This is a genomic window from Rhodanobacter sp. FW510-R10 (assembly GCF_058781105.1).
The window spans coordinates 1,333,569-1,352,567 of the sequence record NZ_JBYSWL010000001.1 but is presented as its reverse complement, the minus strand read 5'-3'; the positions used below and the strand labels follow the sequence as shown (position 1 = coordinate 1,352,567).

The window sequence follows — 18,999 nt, the reverse complement described above, 5'->3', positions numbered from 1 at the left end:
GCCCATTCCCACCGCCCAGGCCAGCATCATGGCAAAGTCCACCCGTCCCGCGCTGTCCACGTTCGGGCAGCCGAGCCGAGGTGCGCTGTGAAACTGAAAAGCGGCTATCCGTACTGGGCGGTCAAGAACGGCTTGATGCACGCGTTTCCGCGGCTTGAGCGCGACGCGGCTTGTGAGGTCGCCGTTGTTGGCGGCGGCATCAGCGGCGCGCTCATTGCCAACGAGTTGGCGACCCATGGCCACGACGTGTGCGTGCTCGAGGCGCGCGATATCGGCTGGGGCAGCACAGTCGCCAGCACCGCCCTGTCGCAATACGAAACCGACACGCACATGACAGAGCTGGCGCAGCGCCTGGGTGAGGCAGACGCAGCGCTGCTCTACCACGCCTGCGCCGACGCCATCGGCACGCTGCGCCAGGTGGCGACGGAGGTGGGCGATGTCGGCTTCGCCGACATGCGCAGCTTGTACTGGGCCAGCCGCAGGCGCGACCTGAATCCCTTGCAGCAGGAGATGGCGCTGCGGGCCAAACATGGCCTCGCCGTGTCCTGGGTCGGCTCCGGCGTGTTGCGCGAAGCCTGGGGGCTCATTGCCCCGGGCGCGATCCTGAGCAGCCCGGCCGCGCGGATCGACCCGTACCGATCGACCTTCCCCGGCGCCGCGACATGCGGGTTGGCTTCAAGGCGCGACAGCTGGTGCGCCAGGCCGCGCGCGTGTTGCCGCGCATGGAGCTGACACCCACGTTTGCCTGGGGCGGTACTTTTGCCGAAACGGGTGATGGGCTGCCGTTCTTCGGTCGGCACGCACAGTATGGTGGACGCGTGCACTTCGCCATGGCTTATGGCGGAAACGGCATCACCTACAGCATGCTCGGCGCCCGACTGGTCCGCGCGCTCCTGGAGCGGCGGCGTCATCGATTGCTGCCGCTGTTTTCCTTCGGGCGCCTGGTGGAGCGCGCCAAGGCGGGCTAGGACCGCACTAACTGGAGCCCCAGTTGCTGCGGCGGCCAATGCTTCAAGCGGCCGGGGCTGACGCGTGGCACTCGGCGTGGCCGCAATGACAGGGTTCATCTGCCCCACGGGACGATTCACCTTCCTCGGCGGCGCGGCACTGGTCGCTGCAATACCGGTGGCCGTTGGCTACGGTGCAAGTGCAGCCTTGGTGGTGGCATTGCTCTTGCGCATGATCGATCTGCATGCTTGCCTCCTGACGAAGAAAGCGGTTGCGCGGTTCGCAACGTGCCGGCGCGCCGAATGGACGTGTCGTACTGTGCGACGCCCTGGTCGCTGCCGGCGGCCCTGGCGCGCGCGACGAAAGGGCATTCTGGGCAGCACCCGGTGACCGCGGCGTGATGGCGATGCGTTCCGTTATTGAACGAAACCAAGCCGCGCTCGTCACGCGCGCTGCGCTCTACTGCCACCACAGGACGGCCTTCCAAACCAGGAGCAGACATGCGCAACGACCATGACATCAACGTCCTCAACGGACTCATCGCCACCACGCTGGACAGTGCCGATGGCTATGCCGAGGCGGCCAAGAATGCCAAGAGCGAATCACTGACCAGCCTGTTCCGCAGCCGCGCAAACGAACGCCGCAAGATCGCCACGACGTTGCAGGATTGCGTACGTTCCCTGGGGGGAAAAGCAGAAGACGACGGCACCGTTCTGGCCTCCGCCCACCGCATGTTCGTCAACCTGCGCACCAGCCTCACCAAGGACGACAACAAGGCGGTGCTCAACGAAGTGGAACCCGGCGAGGACCACATCAAGCACAAATTCGAGGACGCGCTGAATGACCGGGATCTTTCACAGCACACGCATGGCGTGGTGAGCGAGGCTTACATCTCGGTTCGCAGCGGCCACGACCAGATGCATAACCTGCAACAGGCGATGGACGCCACCTGAGTCCCAGGTGCTTGCCGCCTGGGACGGGCCGGCCGTGGGTCAGCCGGCCTTCTTTCTGGCGCCTTTGGACGCCGGCTTGCCCGCCTGCGCCTTGCGCGTCGACTTGGACCCCGGCTCGGCCTTCGCGGTGGTTTTGGTCACCCCGGATTTGCCGGCTGCCTTGCCGCCGGTCTTGCCTTCGCTCCCGCGCGCCGGCGTACGCTTGTTGCTGGCCAGGCTCTTTTGCAGCAGCGCCATGAAATCGACGACGTTCGTCGCGGCGTTCTCCGGCACCTCGGTCTCGTCGGCCGCCTCGGGCGACACCGCGCCCTGGGACTTCATGCGTTGCTCGATGACCTTGCGCAGGCGTTCACGAAACTCATCGCGGTAGTCGGCCGGATTCCACTCGTCGCTCATGGACTCGACCAATTGTTCGGCCATCTGGATTTCCTTGCCCGAAATCCGGTATTGCGCCGCGTCCCCCGCGGGAATCCTGTAGTCTTCCACGTCGACCAGTTCTTGTGGATAGCGCATCATCATCAGCAGCAGCGCGTCGCCGCGTGGCATCACCGCAGACAGGTATTCGCGCGTGCGGATCACCACCCGGGCAATGCCGATGCGGCCAGTGCGCTTGAGCGTCTCGCGCAACAGCACATAGCCCTTTTCCGCCTTCTTGCCCGGCACCAGGATATACGGCTTCTCGAAGTACTCCGGGCCGATCGCATCGGCTGCGACGAAGGTTTTCACGTCGACCACCTCATGCCCTTCCGCAGCGGCGGACTTGATGTCCTCCGGCTCCAGCACGACGTAGCTGCCCTTGGCGTATTCGAACGCCTTGACGATTTCCTTCCAGGGGACTTCCTCGCCGGTTTCGGCATTGACCCGCTCATAACGCACCGGCGTGTTGCTGCGGCTGTCCAGCATGCGGAAATGCAGGTCGACGCTGCGTTCGCCCGACATCAGCGAGACCGGCACGTTGAGCAAGCCGAATGAGAGGGTTCCGCTCCAGATGGGACGTGCCATGGCTTGCGTGCTCCGGCCGGTCTGTTGTGCTCAGGATGCCTTTTGCCTGTTCTTCGCGCGGGTGGCGGCCGCCTTCTTCGCTGCTTCCGAGCGACCCTTGGCGCCCTTGGTACGCGCCGCCTTCTTTGCGGCTTCCGAACGCGAGCTCGCCGTCCGTTTCGAGGCACTCTTCTTGGCGTGCGAGGACAGTGCCGATTTCGATGCGGCCTTGTGGCCTTCCTTCTTCAATGCCTCGCTCGTGGCCTTCGAGCGCTTGGCCGAGGTCTTGTGGTGCGAATGCGCGGCGGCGGTGTCCTGCGCGGCTTTCTTCTTGGTCACCTTGCTGACGTTCCTGCCGGGCTTGGCCTTCACCCCGGCGCGGCGCGCCTTGGACAGGCCAATCGCAATGGCCTGCTTGGTCGAGCGGGCGCCATGCTTGCCCTCGCGCACGTGCTCGATCTCCTCGCGCACATACTCCCCGGCCTGGGTACTGGGGGCCTTCCCTTCTTTCTTGTCTTTGGCCACGGCGCGGCGCGTACGGGCTTCGGGCATGACCATCTCCGGCAGCGGACGAGTATCACCGGTGAAGTGTTTCGGCTGGCGTGTGCAGGCCTCGTCAAATGCGTCATGACCCTCGCTTCACCTGTGCGGTACGCCGACCCCGCTAACGTGCCACATACCACTCCACGGAGCGCGGCATCATGGCCACCCACAGACACATCAGGACGTCCCAGGCCACCGCCGAGCGCCAGCGCACGATCCAAGCCAAGACCGGGCGCAAGTCCAGGCCGAGAGCAGTCACCTCGAAAGAGCAGCCGACAGCCCGCGAAGAGCATTTCGACGAAACCTTGCGCAAGAACCTCTACGGCCATTTCCACATGGCCAGGGCCGATTCACCGCACCTGGGCAGCGGCTGCTCGATCATCAACACCGGCTCGGAGACCGGACTGTTCGGCAGCGGCAAGCTGCTCGACTACTCGATGGCCAAGGGCGGCATCCACGCCTTCACCAAGGCGCTGGCCTTGAACATGGTCTCGCGCGGCATCCGCGTGAACGCGGTCGCGCCCGGTCCCGTATGGACGCCGCTGAACCCCTCCGACCAGCCGGCAAACCAGGTCAAGGATTTCGGCAAGTCCAGCGTCATGGGCCGCCCCGCGCAACCGGAAGAGCTGGCGCCAGCCTATGTCTTCCTGGCCGCACCCGCCTGCGCGAGCTACATTTCCGGCGTGGTACTGCCGGTAATGGGCGGCCCGACCCCCTGATCATGGCCAGCCTCCGCGACTACCGGCGCAAGCGTGATTTTTTCCGGACCCGCGAACCGGCCGGGGACGAACCTGGCCCCAGCGGACAACGGGCAATCTTCGTGGTGCAGCTGCACCACGCCAGCCGCCGGCACTTCGACTTCCGCCTGCAGGTGGGCGACGTGCTCAAGAGCTGGGCGGTGCCGAAGGAGCCGAGCTACGATCCGGCAGTGAAGCGCCTGGCGGTCGAGGTGGAGGACCATCCTGTGTCCTATGCCGGATTCGAGGGTGACATCGAGCACGGCTACGGTAAGGGCCACGTCGACCAGTTCGATCTTGGCACCTGGGCCACCGAGGGCGACGCCGAAGCGCAGTTGCAGAAGGGCCACCTGCGCTTTGAGCTGTTCGGCAAGCGGCTCAAGGGTGGCTGGCACCTGGTGCGCAGCGGCCGCAAGAAGCGCCAACCGACCTGGTTCCTGATCAAGGCCAAGGACGCCTATGCCGGCGACGTGGAAGCAGACGACGTGCTCGACGCAAAGATGGTAGCCAGCACCCGCGCCGCCGCAAAGACGCCGGCAACCAAGGCGGCCGCAAAGCGTTCCACCGCGCGCAAAAGGCCTGTGCCGAAGGCCCGCAAGGCGCCCCGGCAGCGCCTGGCGAAGGCCGCGGCCACGTTGTCAGGCGCCCGGCCTGCGGCACCCAGCAACGACTTCTTCAAACCCGAGCTGGCCCGCCTGCGCGAATCCCCGCCAGAGGGCGGGCAATGGTTGCACGAGGTGAAGTGGGATGGCTACCGCATTCTCGCCGCGATTGCCGAAGGCGAGGTGAAGCTGTGGTCGCGCAACGCGCTGCCCTGGAACGACCGCCTGCCCGACATCCTGCAGTCATTGGAATCGCTGGCCCTGCAATCCGCGCGGCTCGACGGCGAGCTGGTCGCCCTGGATAACCGGGGGCGCAGCGACTTCAACGGCCTGCAGCAGACCTTGTCCGGCGAAGCCCAACTGCCGCTGGTTTACATGCTGTTTGACCTGCCCTATCTCGAAGGCAGCGACCTCTCGCGGGTGGAGCTGCTGGAGCGCAAGGAACTGCTGGGCGAGCTGCTTGCCCATGCGCCGAAACACCTGGCACTGAGTACGCACGCCGTCGGCAATGGCGGGGAGGCATTCCGCATGGCCACCGAGCAGAAGTTGGAAGGCATCATCTCCAAGCGCGTCGATTCGCCCTACCACGCCGGGCGCGGCGACGACTGGCTGAAGATCAAGCGACTGCAAAGCGATGAGTTTGCCGTAGTCGGCTATACGCTTCCCAAGGGCGGCCGCAGCGGCTTCGGCTCGCTGCTCCTGGCCAAGCCCGATCCCGCAGTGCCAGCCGGTTGGATCTACGTTGGCCGCGTCGGCAGCGGCTTCTCGGACGAGCGACTGCGGCAATTGGGCAAGACTATCGCCGACCAGGGCAGCAAAAAACCTGCCGTGAAGCTCGGCGGGATCGATCCCCTGCTGCGCGACGCCCGCTGGATCGAGCCTTCGGCCGTGGCCGAGGTGTACTACCGCGGCATCGGCAACCAACACCTGCTGCGCCAACCGAGCCTGAAGACCATGCGTACCGACAAGACTGCCGCCGACCTGGCCGATTCCGACCGGGACCGGGGCCAGAGCCGACTTTCGCCATCCGCCCGGACGGCATCGCGCACCCGATCGCGAAAGTCGACCCTGCCCCCGGTTCCGGACATCGCCATCACCCATCCCGACCGCGTGGTGTATCCGGATGACGGCATCACCAAGCAGGACGTGGCCGACTACTACGCCCGCGTGATGGACTGGTTCCTGCCCGGCGTCGTGGACCGCCCCACCTCGGTGATCCGCTGCCCGGAGGGCACCGCGCAGGCCTGCTTCTTCCAGAAGCACATGATTCCGGGGCTGAAGCACGTCGGCAGCGCCAAACTCAAGGAAGAGTCGGGCGCGCAGGCCACCTACATCTATCCGCGCGACGCCGCCTCGGTGCTCGAGCTGGTGCAGTTCGGTGTACTGGAATTCCATCCCTGGGGCGCGACCGTCGCGCAGTCCGACCGCGCCGACCGCGTGGTGTTCGACCTCGACCCGGGCAGCGACGTGGCCTGGGAGCGCGTGACGGCCGCGGCCCGGCTGGTGCACAAGCTGCTGGCGCAGTCGGGCCTGGAGTCCTTCCTGCGCACCACGGGCGGCAAGGGCCTGCACGTGGTGGTACCGCTCAATCCCGGCTGCCCCTGGCCGCAGGTGAAGGATTTTTCGCGCGCCTTCGCCGGCACGCTGGCCCAGGCGCACCCGCTGGAGTTCATCGCCACCGCCAGCAAGGCACGGCGCAACGGGCTGATCTACGTGGACTACCTGCGCAACAGCCGCGGCGCGACCAGCGTCGCCTCGTACTCGCTGCGCTCGCGCGCCGGCGCGCCGGTCGCCATGCCGCTGCGCTGGAACGAGCTCGGCAAGCTGAAGAGCGGCCACGATTTCGACATTCGCTCCGCGCCGCAGCGGCTGGCGCGGCTGCGCAGCGATCCGTGGGCTGGCATCGGCGAGCTGCGCCAGGACCTCGATGACATCATGGACAAACTTGGCTAAGCAGCACCGCGCCAGGACGCCGCCCCCCCCCGCGTCATTCCCGCGAGGCGCTCTTCAACAGCCGAAGGCTGGTCAAGCGGGAATCCGGTGCCGTGGCCTTTGCGGACATCCAAAAGCACTGGATGACCAGACCTTCGTCTGTTGAAAAGCTCTTCCCGCTTTCGCGGGGATGACGCCGGGGGATGACGATGGAGAGTTGAGGTCCAGGCTGAGACAACAGACCGGTTCCCGGTCAGGACTGGGGCGTGGATCCTTCCGCCTCCAGCATCGCCTGCGCCATCGCCAGGTGCTCACGCAAGGCCGGCAATTCCTTGCGCGCAAAATTCCGCAGTCCCTTGTCGTAGCCGCTCTTGGCCTCATGCTCAAACAGTGCCACGGCAAGATGATGCTCATGGATGCTGACATCAATGAACGCCTTGCGGAACGCATCGCCCTGCAGCGGCGCCAAATGGTTGCGCAGTTGCAGCGCCTTGTCCGCCGGCAGCGCCGGTGAGGTCTGGTCGGCCGCGCCAGACCCGGCGATCGATGCCAGCTCCTTGCTCATGCGCGTGTGGTCGTCGACCAGCCGCTGAGCCAGGTCATGCATCTGCTCGGTCGAGGATTTCTCCAGGGCCATGCGCCCCAGCGCGATCTGGAACGCATCGTCATTCGTCGCTTCGGCAACGAAGGCCCGATCCGTGTCGCCCAGCCTGGCGAAGCTCGCCGCGGTTGCCGCCGCCGCAACCGCGACCGTGCCCGGCGCAGCGGCGCTCGGCACACGTTGCTCGGACTTGCCGCAACCGGCAAGCGTCAGGGCCAGCATGCAGGCCGTAACGGTGGACAGGACATGCTGCATGGACTCTCCGGTTTCGTGATGACAGCCGCAGCATGGCCCGCGGCCATGCAACGTTCCATGAAGACCACGCCAGGCGCGCCGCCTCCGCCCGCACTGCCGCGGGCTTCGCCCAGTTTGGGCACGCCGACCACTACCCCTTCGTCACTTCCGCGCAAGCGGGAGTCCAGTGCGACCACGCATGCTGGCCATTTGAAGGCAATGGATCCCCGCTTGCGCGGAAATGACGACGGAGGTCAGCGCAGCAATGCTTGCTGGCGAACTCGTCACCGACCTGCACCGGGCCGCGCTCGGGAAGGCCCAATGACCTTGGCTTCACGTCGCTTGGCTATGGTGCGGATGCCTGCGCCAGCGTTCGGCGCGTTCTGGAGCATGCCGGCATGACCCTACTGGACAAGCCCTTGCGGCGGGAGCTGGAGATCGCCGACCGCCGCTACACGCTGACCATCGACCCCGTCGGTCTGAAGCTCGTGCCAAAAGGTCATCGCAAGGGCGTGACCATGAGCTGGAAGGATCTGCTCAACGGCGATGCCGCGCTCGCAGCCGCGCTGCGCGCCTCGTTGTCGTAGCCTGGGAAGCAGGCCCGTGCTCACTCCTGGCGCCCGCTCCGCAGGAGCGGGCGGCGCAATGACCGATGGGTTCACTTCGCCGCTTGGCCGGGACGCTGAGAAGTTGTGATCGGAGCCGGCGATCCGCTGTCTCGCCCCCACGCCCCGGTCCTTCTCCCTGCAGGAGAGGAGAACAGCGCGTTCCCCACCTCCCCCTGGACCTGGTCGGGAGCAGGACGGTTCAACCTTGTTGGTCGTTGAAATGCCGGGCGGATGATCCCGTCCACGAGGATTCGTCAAATGGATTTGAGCAGCATTGTCTCGGACGCGGCACCAATCCAGGTATCAATCGGTTGCGCCTCGCCGTACAGGAAGCCCTGCATGTAGCGGCAGCCCAGCTTGTGTAGCAGATCGCACTGTTCCCGGGTTTCCACGCCTTCCGCGATGACTTGCAGAGACAGTGTCGTGGCCATCGCGAGAACGGCGCGGATTACGGCGTCGTTTCTGTCGTTGGTGTCTCCGCTCAGGTTGGTTATGAAGGACTTGTCGATCTTGAGGGTTTGTATCGGGTATTGGGTCAGATAAGACAGTGAGGAGTAACCGGTGCCGAAGTCGTCCAGGGAAATGCGGATGCCGGCGCGGCGCAATGCCTGCAGGGCATGTCTGACTGAAGCGGTGTTTTCCAGCAGGGTGCGCTCTGTCACTTCCACCCAGAGATGCGATGCAGGCACATGGTATTCGTCGAGCAGCCTGAGCAGCCGCTCTTCAAACTGAGGATTGCCGAAGTGGCGCGGCGAGAGATTGATGGCGACGAAGAGGCCGTTGTCGACGGCCAGCGCGTTGGCATCGCGACACACTTGGGTGAATATCTGCCAGTCAATGGTCTCGGAAGTGCCGGTGTCCTCGGCCACATTCTGGAATGCACTCGGTAGCAGTATTCCGCGTTCCGGATGGCGCCAGCGCATCAGGGCTTCGTAACCGATTATCCTGCCGTTCTCGATATCCATGATCGGCTGGTAATAAGGCATGAGTTCGCCGCGGGGCAGCCCTCGCCTCAGGTCGTTTTCAACTTGCAGCAGCGACACAGCCTCGTGTCGAAAGTTGTCGTCGAAGGCCACGCAACGGTGGCGGCCATCGGCCTTCGCACGATACATGGCTGAGTCCGCGTCACGCAGGAGTTCTTCGGGAGTCTGGTAGTGCGGTGCGACCAAGGTGACGCCGATTGAAACGGACGTGAACAGCTCCTTGGCCGCCAGCCGGAAGGGTGCGTTGAGGGCGCCGATGATCCGCTCCGCGATCTGACACGCACTCTGCGTATCGTGGCGCCCCCCCAGCAAAACACCGAATTCATCGCCCCCCAGGCGCGCCACGACGTCCTCGGCCTTGAGGCAGGCGCGGATTCTGACACCGGCGTGAATCAGCAGATCATCGCCGACCAGGTGCCCTTCCGAATCATTGATGACCTTGAACCGGTCGAGGTCCATAAACAGCACTGCGAACCCTTCGAGGGGGTCGAGGCGGTATCGAGCCAGTGCATGGGTCAGCCGCTGCAGGAACAACGCGCGGTTGGGCAGGTTGGTCAGCGAATCGTGTAGCGCCTCATGCTGCAGACGGGCTCCGATCCGCTCGCGTTCGTTGATCTCCAAACGCAGCTCCCGGTTGGCTCTGGCGAGTTCGCGGGTGCGGACTTCGACGCTGGCTTCGAGCTGACTCAAGGTGCGGTGCAGTGATTCCTTGGCGCGTATCCGTGCCAGCGCGTTGGCGATGTGATACGAGACGAAGGTCAGCAGTTCCTGGTCGTGCACAGTGTAGTGATGCTCACGGGAATAGCTCTGCACCACCAGCACCCCGACCGTACGCTCATTCCACACCAGCGGCACGCCCAACCAACACACCGCGCCATTGCTGGGCAACTTGACTTGGCCGTTCGCGCGCAGGCGCTCGATTTCTTGTTCATCCGCCAGCAAAGCGGAACCCCTGCGGAGGACATATTCGGTCATACCGCGAACGTGAGTGAGTTTGCGCGTCGCGAATTCGGTGTTGCGTTCGTCTACCCAATACGGAAACATGACTTGCGCGCCGTCGTCGGATAACAGCGCGATGTATAGGTTGGACGCATACAGAAGCTCGCCTATCACGCGATGCGCGGACGCGTAGAAAGTCTCGATGCTGTCTGTGGTGCTGGCCAGCTCGGCAATGTGGAACAGGGCGGCCTGGAGGCGCTCGGCGCGCTGGCGTTCAACCACTTCCTGTTGCAGCACACGATTGGTCTGGCTCAGGGCCAGCGTGCGTTCCTGGACACGACGTTCGAGTTCCGCGTGCGCCATACGGCGCCCCAGTGCGATCTGGATGTGTTGGGCCACGAAGGTCAGCAGGGATTGATCTTCCTCGCTATAGCGGTGTATCTCGTCGTAGCTTTGCACGACCACACAACCAGTCACCTGCCCGTCGCGGAGCAGGGGTACGCCAAGCCAATCCTTAGGTGGGGGTCCAACACAGCACAGCGGTTCCTCGATCTGCTCGCCGATCGCCTCCATCGAACCCTGCAACGGTTTGCCGCCGCGGATTACGTGCCAAGTGGGGCCGTTGGCGATTTCGGTGAGCGGAAGCTTGTGATCGGGCCTTGGCAGGTCCGTATCGATCGTGTCCACGTAGTAGGCAAAGCGCACAAATTCGTGGTCGCTGTCGTACAGCGCAATGTAGAAATTCTCAGCAAACATCAAGGTACCGACGATTCGATGCAGTGTCTGGAACATCGGCGTGAGGTCGGTACCCGCAGCACTAGCCTGGTCGGCGATGGCGTACAACGCTCCCTGCAAACGCTCGGAGCGGCCGAGCCGTTCGATGGATTCCTTGAGCGTGACTTTCTCGGCGCGGGCATCGACCCACTGCTCGATCAATCCCGCTATCGCCTTCAACACGGGATATCCGTCATCGCCTTTGGGCGCGACGACGACTAGAATCTGGCGCTCAGGCAGTGCTATGTGAAGTGTGCGTTCCCGGACCAGGGCGGCCGTTCGCGAGCTCACCCGCAGGTCGCGACGGTCCACCACCGTCCCTGGCACGAGTTCTTTCATGAGCTCGGTGGCAGCTGTTATCAGCCCGTCTACATCTCGAGCGGCCCAGAGCGTTTCACTGCTCCGCAATGCGGACGCGACTGCGGTCGGCAGGTGACGCCCGAGGCGCTTCGGCGCGCGCGGCCGTCGAACACTAAAGGTCATCAATGTTCTGCCCCAGGCGGCGCGCGGGGCGTCGTTCCGCGAGAACCCAATGCACAAGTTGTGCCGGCGCCTTGTATCAGTTGGGCGTTCTGTGAAGCAGTTCCGTTTGTAAACATGGCGGTTTCGTCGCCCCTGCGAAGACCTGCAGGTCCTCCATCATTCCCGCAGCTATGAGGCAGTCGCGACCGGCCGGAAAGCGTCGGACACTGCCCATTTGAGGCACGGGTACCCCCGGCTCCGCCCTCCTCTTGAGCCGCCAGTTCTCGTCCTCCAGCGCCTTCATGCAGGCGACTATGGAAACCTCCATGCCGCCCAACTTGCTGCGCCACTGCTAGATCGTCGCCGAGCCGATGCCGTGCTCCCGGCACAACCCAGGAACAGACACGCCTCCCAAGCGCGGTTCGCACACAACATCAGCCTTTCAGCAGCATGCCTGCGGACCCTTGACGCAACGGATCCCAAGGTACGCCGTAGGTCGTCACCCGACCTCAAAACGCACCAAGGGTAAAAAGCGGAAAGACAAACAAAAGCCCCTGATTGCTCAGGGGCTTATGAAGCAAAACTAACAGGAATGGTCGCAGGTATTCCCTAGGGAAGCTCTGAACAATTCGCTCTTGATCGTCATTCCCGTTTGACCAGCCTTCGGCTGTTGAAGAGCGCCTCGCGGGGATGACGGCAATTATTCAGACCTTCCCTAGAACGGGATTTCGTCGTCGGTGAAGCCGTCGTCGGCAGGCGGTGGGCTGCTGGCGCCGCTGCCGGGATCGCCGCCACGCGGAGCGCTCCGGGAACCACCCGGAGCCTGGCGCTGGCCGCCACCGGCGCCGCCCTGGCTGCGCTGATAGCCACCACCGCCACCGCCGCCCTCGCCACTGCTGCCGAGCAGTTGCATGTTGTTGGCAATGATATCGGTGAAGTATTTCTCCACCCCGTCCTTGCCGGTGAACTTGTCGGTGCGGATGGAACCTTCGATGTACACCTGGCGCCCCTTTTTCAGGTACTCGTTGGCGATTTCCGCCAGGCGCCCGAAGATCTTCACGCGGTGCCACTCGGTCCGTTCCTGCTTCTCGTTGGTCTGCTTGTCAGTCCACGACTCGGTGGTGGCCAGGTTGAACGTGCAGATTGCCGAACCACTGGTCGTGTAGCGCATTTCCGGGTCGGCACCGAGGTTGCCGATAAGGATGACTTTGTTGACGCCGCGTGCCATGGGATGTCCTCGTCGTGCCAGCCGTGGGTAGTGCCGGTGGCCAGGGTGATTGAGCTGGTTGTCCATGATAACTGCCGGCGGCTGCGAGTCCACCGCATCGCGCCGACGTCACCGTGGGGCTGCGCCATCCGCCGCTGCCGGCGATCGCGCATGAGTGTTGCCGTGCACCGATGCCTCACCGTGCTCAGGCGTGTGCCGCAGGCATCGCGGCAGCCTCCGCAGCTGGCCGCTCCGGCAGCCGCTCGATGGCATACCCCGCCGCCGCCCAGGCATCCAGCCCGCCGGCCAACGGCCTCACGTGCCGGTAACCGCGGGCCTGGAGCGCCTTGGCCGCCTTGGCCGCGGTCGCCTCGTGCGGGCAGTTGCAATACAGCACCAGCTCCCGGTCGGGGGCGATGCCGTGCAGGAGCTTGCCCATATCCTGATCCTGTTCATCTGCGAACAACGCCCCAGGGACCGCGCGCCGGTCGAGCGCGCGTGCCGGCGCCGAGCGCACGTCCAGGACCAGCGGTGCGCGGCCTGCGGTCAAGGCCTGATTCAACTCCGCCGGCGCAATGCGCGGCATACGCAATGCCACGAGCAAACGGTGGCGCTGCCACCAGCGCAGCAGGATGTACAAGACCAGCAGGCCGACCAGCAGCTCGAGCGCAAGCGAGCCGGCGTCGGCGAGCCGGCCGAGCAGCACGTCGAGCTCGGTCGCGAATGCCCTGCCGAGCACCACCGCGGCGCCGGCCCAGAGCAGGGAGCCTACGCCGTCAAAAACGATGAAGGAAACGAAGCCCAGGCCCATCGCCCCCACGAGCGGCGGAGCCACGGTGGCAAGCCCGGGCACGAACTTGGCGATCAGGAGCACCCGGCCGCGCCAGCGCTGAAAGTGCAGCTCGGAGCGGTGCACACACGAGTCCGGCGAGAGCGAGATCCGGCACAAGGCACGCATGACGTGTCCGCCGTAGCGGCGGCCGGCGCCGTACCACAAGGTGTCGCCAATCAAGGATGCCGCCAGTGCCACCAGCACCACTGCCGGCAAGGCGAGTTGCCCGCTGGCCGTCAGCGCGCCCGCAACCACCAGGGTGGGAACGGCCGGCAGCGGCATGCCGAGCTGGGTCACCAGCACGTTCAGGAACACCAGCAACAGGCCATATTCGCCAAGCAGGACAAAAATCTCGTGCGCCATGCGGACTGCCTCAGCTCGAACGGGTGCCCGGCTTGCCGATCGCACCCCTTTCCCGGCCCCAACCCGGTCAGGCCGAAGCGTCTGCCGCCAGGCTACCATCCACGATGCGCCGCGAGCCGCTCACCAGAAGCGGCAACCACAACAAGGTGAGCACGGCGGCGCCGACGAAGATTCCGTGTGGACCGAAGCGCCCCAACGCAAGCCCGCCCAACGCTCCGCCGACGAACGCGCCGGCAAACTGGCTGGTCGAGTATGCCCCGAGCGCCGCGCCGCGCAAGTGCACCGGCGCCAGGCGTGACACCAGGCTGGGCAAGGCCGCCTCCAGCAGGTTGAAGCCGGAAAAGAACACGGCCGCCAGCAGCCCGAACACCAGCAGATGCGCACCGGACAGCGCGAAGCCCAGCAACGCCAGGCCCATCGCCACCACGCAGGCCATGACCACGCGCAGGCTTTGCGCCACCTCGCGCATGTGCCGCAAGCTGCCGCCCATCACCACTGCTGCCACGATCATCACCGGCAAATACAGTTCCCAGTGGCGATTGACCGGCAGGTGCATGCTCCCAGCCAGCAGCAGCGGCAACCCGACGAAACTCGCGGTCAGCATGGCGTGCAGGAAGAACACCGAGCCGTTCAGCACCAGGAGGCGCCGGTCGGCCAGCATGTCCAGCACCTGGGCCACGCCGGCTGCCGCCGGCGCGCGCGCCTGCCCCGGGGTCGGGACGATCAGCCACAGCAGCAGCAGCGACAGCAGCGCCAGGATCGAAGTGGCCGCAAACAGGCCGGGCAAGCCGCGGACGGCCTCCAGCGGCGGGCCGAGGATCAGCGCCAGCAGGAACGCGGCCCCGATCGATATGCCGATGATGCCCATCACCTTGCCCCGGTTCTCGTCCGCGGTGAGGTCGGCGGCCAGGGCGATGCCAGCGCCGGCCACCGCACCCATGCCCTGCACCGCCCGGCCAATGGCGATGCCGGTCAGGGTGTCCGCCATCGCGGCGATGACACCGCCAATCGCAAACAACACCAGGCCGAGCGTGATTGCCGGCTTGCGGCCGATGCGGTCGGACAACAGGCCGAGCGGAATCTGCAGCAGGATCTGGCCCAGGCCGTAGACGCCGAGCGCAAAGCCGATCATGAACGCGGTGGCGCCCGGCAAGGTTTTCGCGTACAGCGAAAACACCGGCATGATCAGGAACAAGCCAAACAATCGCAGGCTGATCACGCAGGCCAGGGTCAGCGCACTGCGCAATTCCAGGGGCGTGAGTTTGCTCACCGAAGGCGGCGGTTGGAGGAATGCATCGCGGCAAATTATACGGCGCGCATCCGCGGCCAGGCCGCGGCACTGCGGCGGAGGTACGCGGCGCAATGCCGCGCACCCCTTATAATCGCCCCCACGCCGCCCCTGGAAACCCCTCGATCGTGATGCCTGCCGACACTCTGTGCCCAGCCGATTTTTCCCAGGTGCGCGAGCTTGCCGCCGGCGATATGCGGCGTGTCGACCAGCTGATTGGCGAGCGCCTCAGTTCCGATGTCGTGCTCATCAACGAGATCGCCAACCACATCGTCGGCAGCGGCGGCAAACGGTTGCGCCCGATACTGCACCTGCTGGCCGCGGGCGCGGCAGGCTACGTCGGCGAACAGCACATCAAGCTGGCGGCCATCATCGAGTTCATCCACACCTCCACGCTGCTGCACGACGACGTGGTGGACGATTCGGACTTGCGCCGCGGGCGCAAGACTGCCAATGCCCTGTGGGGCAACGCAGCCAGCGTGCTGGTCGGCGACTTCCTGTATTCGCGCTCGTTCCAGCTGATGGTGGAACTGGATGACATGCGCATCATGCGTATCCTGGCCGACACCACCAACACCATTGCCGCCGGGGAAGTGCTGCAGCTGCTGAATATCGGCAATGCCGACGTATCCGAGGCGGCCTACCTGTCGGTCATCGAGCGCAAGACCGCCGTGCTGTTTGCCGCCGCCACCGAGCTGGGCGGGGTGCTGGGCCAGGTCCCGGAGGCGCAGGTCGCCGCACTCAGGCGCTACGGCATGGAACTGGGCTACGCCTTCCAGATCTCCGACGACCTCCTCGACTACGTCAGCGACGCCGGCACGCTGGGCAAGAACATTGGCGAAGACTTGTTCGAGGGCAAGCCCACCTTGCCGTTGATCTACGCCATGGAAACCGTCGATGCAGCCCAGGCCGGGCGCATCCGCGCCGTCGTGCAGCATGGCGGCGGCGAAGGGCTGGGGCCGATCGTGGCGATGATCCGCGCGTCCAATGCCCTGGAGCGCACGCGGGCCTGCGCCGAACGCCACGCCCAGGCCGCGCACGAGGCCCTGGCTACGCTCCCGGCCTCGCCCCAGCGTACGGCGCTGGCCCAGCTCGCCGACTACTCGGTCCAGCGCGACCACTGAACCCACGGCCGGGATGGCCGGCCTCTCTCGGTCCCTCCCGTTTGCTGCAACCCTTGTGGATCCCTTGTGGGAGCCCTTGTGAGAGCCCTTGTGAGAGCCCGCTTGCGGGCATGCTCTCTGCTGTATCGGCGTGCGCCTGAGCCTAGATCAAGAGCGTTTCGTGCGCCTTCGGCGCGCGAGTCACTTCTCTTTTGCTTGTCCAAAAGAGAAGTAACCAAGAGAAAACGACACCCCGCTTGGCGCTTGCCGCCCACTCCATGGGCGACAAGTCCGTGAGGCTGGGCCGGGTTTCTCGGCGCTACATCCATGTACCGTCGAGAAATGCTCGGCCTCCTGCCGAGCACCCTGCGGGCCTGGTCGTCCCAGCCTCACCGCCGCACAGGGGGCCCGAAGAGCGGGCGGGCCCTCCCTGGCCCGCACTCGGTGCGCGCCGGCTTCGCCGTCGCGAGGGCAGGAAAAGCGAAAGCCGCCAACTCGCCGGTTGTTCCAGGAGTGCGCGCAGGCGAGGGCATGGATGCCCGAGTTGAGGCAACGCAGGAGCAGTTGCCCGATGCCCGGAAAGCGCCAAGCGGGGTGGCCTTTCTCTTGGGTTACTTTCTCTTTACTCTGGGCATCCTGCCCTCCGCCTTTCGGGCCAGTTTCGCTGTTCGCATGCGCATCCTGCGCATGCGTGGCCACTCAAAGAGAAAGTGACTCGCGCGCCGCAGGCGCACGAAACGCTATTGACTTAGGGAAGCTCTGAACAATTCGCTCTTGATCGTCATTCCCGCGAAAGCGGGAATCCAGTGTCTTTGATTTCAACAGCTTAACCTCACTGGATCCCTGCTTTCGCGGGGATGACGGCAATTATTCAGACCTTCCTTAGAGAGAAGCCCGTCGCAGCCCGGAACGAGAGAGCGACGGTCAGGGGGTGCCGGCGAAGGCGCCGCGGAGCCAGTCGTGCATCAGGCGATAGCTGCGCGCCGCGGCACGGGCGTCATAGCGACAACCCGGCGAATCCTCGCCGACCTCGGTGAAGCAGTGCACGGCGTGGCCGAGCACCACGAACTGCCAGTCGGCTGGACTGCCGCGCATCTCGTCCATGAACTTGTCGGCTTGGCCCATCGTGCCCTTGTCGTCGGCGCCGTTCATGGCCAACACGCGCGCCTTGATGTTTTTGGCCAAGGCCGGATCGTCGGTGGACAGGTCGCCGTGGAACGTCACCACGGCGGCCAGGTCCGCGCCGCTGCGCGCCAGGTCGAGTACGGCCGAGCCGCCAAAGCAGAAGCCGATGGCCGCCAGCCGGGTCGTATCGATAGGCGCGTTGCGCGCTTGCGCCCGCAATTGCTCGAGCGCCACGTTCATGCGCGAGCGCATCAACACGCGGTCGGCATACAGCGGCTTCACCGCCGCCTGCGCCTCAGCATTGTTCGTGGGCCGGATCTTTTCGCCATAGAGGTCAGTGACCAAAATGACGTAATCCTTGCCGGCGATCATCTGCGCCTTCTTCACTGCGGCTGCATTGACGCCGTACCAGTTCGGCACCATCACCAGCCCCGGCCGCGGCGTGCTCGCCGCGTCGTCATACACCAGCACGCTGTGGAAGGTGGTGCCGTCCTGGCTCCACGTCACCGGCCGCTGCACCATGCTGGCCGGGGCGGCAAACGGCAGCGCGGCCAGCAGCAGCAACCCACCCATTCGATTCATGCCCATGGCTTACTCCCCGTGCTCGTTCAAAGTCCGGCAGCGTGCCTGGAAAGCTGCCGTTTCACCGGTGCCAGGCGCTCGATCAAATGCATGCCCAAGCCGCGCGCGGCGACCAGCGGCGGTGCTGTCCAGCTGTAGACCCGGGCCAGCCCATCGAAGCTGACCGCATCCAGCGTGTCGGCGCTGCGCCGGCGGCGCGCATAGCGCCGCAACACGTGCGGCGCGCCGAGGTCGCGCCCTGCCTGCTGGGCCGCAAGCAGGCAGTCGCGCAACTCGGCCACATCGCGCAGGCCCAGGTTCACGCCCTGGCCGGCCAGCGGGTGCACGGCATGTGCCGCATCCCCAAGCAGCACCATGCGCGGCGCTTGGTAGCTCTTGGCCAGGCCCAGGCGCAGGGGAAACGCCGCGCGCGGCGTGGTGGCAGTGATACGCCCGAGCCGGAAATCGCTGGCGGCGCCCAAGGCGTCCATGAAGTCCTGGTCGTCCAGCGCGAGCACGTGCTGCGCCTCGGCCTCAGGCAGCGACCACACGATTGAACTGCGGCCATCGGCCAGCGGCAGCAGCGCCAGTGGCCCGCCGGGCAGGAAGCGCTGCCAGGCCGTGGCCTGGTGCGGCCGCTCGGTGGCCACATGGGCCACGACGGCGCGCTGGGCATAGTCGCGGCCGCCAGTGTCGATGCCGGCGAGTTCGCGCAGCGGCGAGGCGCCGCCATCGGCGGCCACCACCACGCGTGCCGCCAGCCGGTGGCCGTCGGCCAACTCCAGCTCGATGCGCTCGGCGCCGGGATGCAGCCGCTCGACCTTCGCGGGGCAACACACGCGCACGCCGGCCGCGGGCAGCGCCGCCCACAGCACGGACTGCACCAGCCGGTTCTCGACGATGCAGCCCAACTCGGCCCGGCCGTCGGCTGCCGCGTCAAAGCGCAGCGTCGCACCGCTTTGTGCATCCCAAACCTGCATGTGCGCGAAGCCGCTGCAACGGGTCTCGCGTATGGACGTCCAGACGCCCAGCTCCGAGAACAGGGCCATGGACGAGGGCGCCAGGCTGACCACGCGCAGGTCCACGTCGTCCCGGGCGTCCCAGGCCGGGGGCTGGCGGGCCTCCAGCAAGGCGACAGCGAAGCCGGCGCGCGCGAGGGCCAGGGCAGCGGCAGCCCCCGCCATGCCGCCGCCGACCACCGCGGCATCCAGCGCCGGAGCCCG

At 65.7% G+C, this 18,999-nt stretch carries 14 protein-coding genes and 3 pseudogenes; 7 read left to right on the top strand and 10 right to left on the bottom strand.

What is annotated here, in order from left to right; all coding sequences use genetic code 11:
* The first annotated feature begins 87 nt into the window (after nt 1-87).
* From AC3WJB_RS05685 to AC3WJB_RS05675, 3 genes and pseudogenes are all read left to right on the top strand, one after another.
* A pseudogene (locus tag AC3WJB_RS05685) lies at nt 88-968 on the top strand (NAD(P)/FAD-dependent oxidoreductase).
* 85 nt (nt 969-1,053) lie between these two features.
* Nucleotides 1,054-1,338, top strand: coding sequence for a hypothetical protein (locus tag AC3WJB_RS05680; RefSeq protein WP_492679558.1), 285 nt, complete (start codon nt 1,054-1,056; stop codon nt 1,336-1,338).
* Between the two features lie 29 nt (nt 1,339-1,367).
* Nucleotides 1,368-1,901 carry a PA2169 family four-helix-bundle protein gene (locus AC3WJB_RS05675; RefSeq protein WP_492679556.1) on the top strand — a complete coding sequence of 178 codons (534 nt, stop codon included), beginning with the start codon at nt 1,368-1,370 and terminating at the stop codon, nt 1,899-1,901.
* 39 nt (nt 1,902-1,940) lie between these two features.
* Here AC3WJB_RS05675 and ku read toward each other — a convergent pair whose 3' ends face one another.
* Nucleotides 1,941-2,903, bottom strand: a complete 963-nt coding sequence (gene ku / locus AC3WJB_RS05670) for a non-homologous end joining protein Ku (RefSeq protein WP_492679554.1) — start codon at nt 2,901-2,903, stop codon at nt 1,941-1,943.
* A 30-nt stretch (nt 2,904-2,933) separates the two neighbouring features.
* A complete protein-coding gene (locus AC3WJB_RS05665; protein WP_492679552.1) occupies nt 2,934-3,434 on the bottom strand; it encodes a DUF6496 domain-containing protein in 501 nt (166 codons plus the stop codon).
* Nucleotides 3,435-3,709: 275 nt separating this feature from the next.
* Here AC3WJB_RS05665 and AC3WJB_RS05660 point away from each other — a divergent pair.
* Both AC3WJB_RS05660 and ligD read left to right on the top strand, forming a co-directional pair.
* A pseudogene (locus AC3WJB_RS05660) lies at nt 3,710-4,144 on the top strand (SDR family oxidoreductase); the annotation flags it as partial.
* 2 nt (nt 4,145-4,146) lie between these two features.
* Nucleotides 4,147-6,717 carry a DNA ligase D gene (gene ligD / locus AC3WJB_RS05655; RefSeq protein WP_492679550.1) on the top strand — a complete coding sequence of 857 codons (2,571 nt, stop codon included), beginning with the start codon at nt 4,147-4,149 and terminating at the stop codon, nt 6,715-6,717.
* A gap of 232 nt (nt 6,718-6,949) precedes the next feature.
* Here ligD and AC3WJB_RS05650 read toward each other — a convergent pair whose 3' ends face one another.
* Nucleotides 6,950-7,552 carry a DUF4142 domain-containing protein gene (locus AC3WJB_RS05650; RefSeq protein WP_492679548.1) on the bottom strand — a complete coding sequence of 201 codons (603 nt, stop codon included), beginning with the start codon at nt 7,550-7,552 and terminating at the stop codon, nt 6,950-6,952.
* 377 nt (nt 7,553-7,929) lie between these two features.
* Between AC3WJB_RS05650 and AC3WJB_RS05645 the strand changes: the two genes are divergently transcribed.
* Complete coding sequence (locus AC3WJB_RS05645; RefSeq protein ID WP_492679546.1) at nt 7,930-8,118, top strand: hypothetical protein; 189 nt, start codon at nt 7,930-7,932, stop codon at nt 8,116-8,118.
* A 275-nt stretch (nt 8,119-8,393) separates the two neighbouring features.
* Here AC3WJB_RS05645 and AC3WJB_RS05640 read toward each other — a convergent pair whose 3' ends face one another.
* The 5 genes and pseudogenes from AC3WJB_RS05640 to AC3WJB_RS05620 all read right to left on the bottom strand — a co-directional run bounded on the left by AC3WJB_RS05640 (nt 8,394) and on the right by AC3WJB_RS05620 (nt 14,969).
* A complete protein-coding gene (locus tag AC3WJB_RS05640; protein WP_492679544.1) occupies nt 8,394-11,174 on the bottom strand; it encodes a bifunctional diguanylate cyclase/phosphodiesterase in 2,781 nt (926 codons plus the stop codon).
* A 388-nt stretch (nt 11,175-11,562) separates the two neighbouring features.
* Nucleotides 11,563-11,727: pseudogene (locus tag AC3WJB_RS05635) on the bottom strand (transposase); the annotation flags it as partial.
* Between the two features lie 285 nt (nt 11,728-12,012).
* A complete protein-coding gene (gene ssb / locus AC3WJB_RS05630; RefSeq protein WP_492683089.1) occupies nt 12,013-12,525 on the bottom strand; it encodes a single-stranded DNA-binding protein in 513 nt (170 codons plus the stop codon).
* Between the two features lie 184 nt (nt 12,526-12,709).
* A complete protein-coding gene (locus AC3WJB_RS05625) occupies nt 12,710-13,699 on the bottom strand; it encodes a VTT domain-containing protein (RefSeq protein WP_492679542.1) in 990 nt (329 codons plus the stop codon).
* Between the two features lie 67 nt (nt 13,700-13,766).
* Nucleotides 13,767-14,969 (bottom strand): MFS transporter, encoded by a 1,203-nt coding sequence (locus AC3WJB_RS05620; protein ID WP_492679540.1) that lies wholly within the window; start codon nt 14,967-14,969, stop codon nt 13,767-13,769.
* Between the two features lie 149 nt (nt 14,970-15,118).
* Here AC3WJB_RS05620 and AC3WJB_RS05615 point away from each other — a divergent pair, with 149 nt between their 5' ends.
* Nucleotides 15,119-16,111 carry a polyprenyl synthetase family protein gene (locus AC3WJB_RS05615; protein ID WP_492679538.1) on the top strand — a complete coding sequence of 331 codons (993 nt, stop codon included), beginning with the start codon at nt 15,119-15,121 and terminating at the stop codon, nt 16,109-16,111.
* Nucleotides 16,112-17,014: 903 nt separating this feature from the next.
* Here AC3WJB_RS05615 and AC3WJB_RS05610 read toward each other — a convergent pair.
* A complete protein-coding gene (locus AC3WJB_RS05610) occupies nt 17,015-17,797 on the bottom strand; it encodes a dienelactone hydrolase family protein (RefSeq protein WP_492683087.1) in 783 nt (260 codons plus the stop codon).
* 26 nt (nt 17,798-17,823) lie between these two features.
* Nucleotides 17,824-18,960, bottom strand: a complete 1,137-nt coding sequence (locus tag AC3WJB_RS05605) for a UbiH/UbiF/VisC/COQ6 family ubiquinone biosynthesis hydroxylase (protein WP_492683085.1) — start codon at nt 18,958-18,960, stop codon at nt 17,824-17,826.
* Between the last annotated feature and the right edge of the window lie 39 nt (nt 18,961-18,999).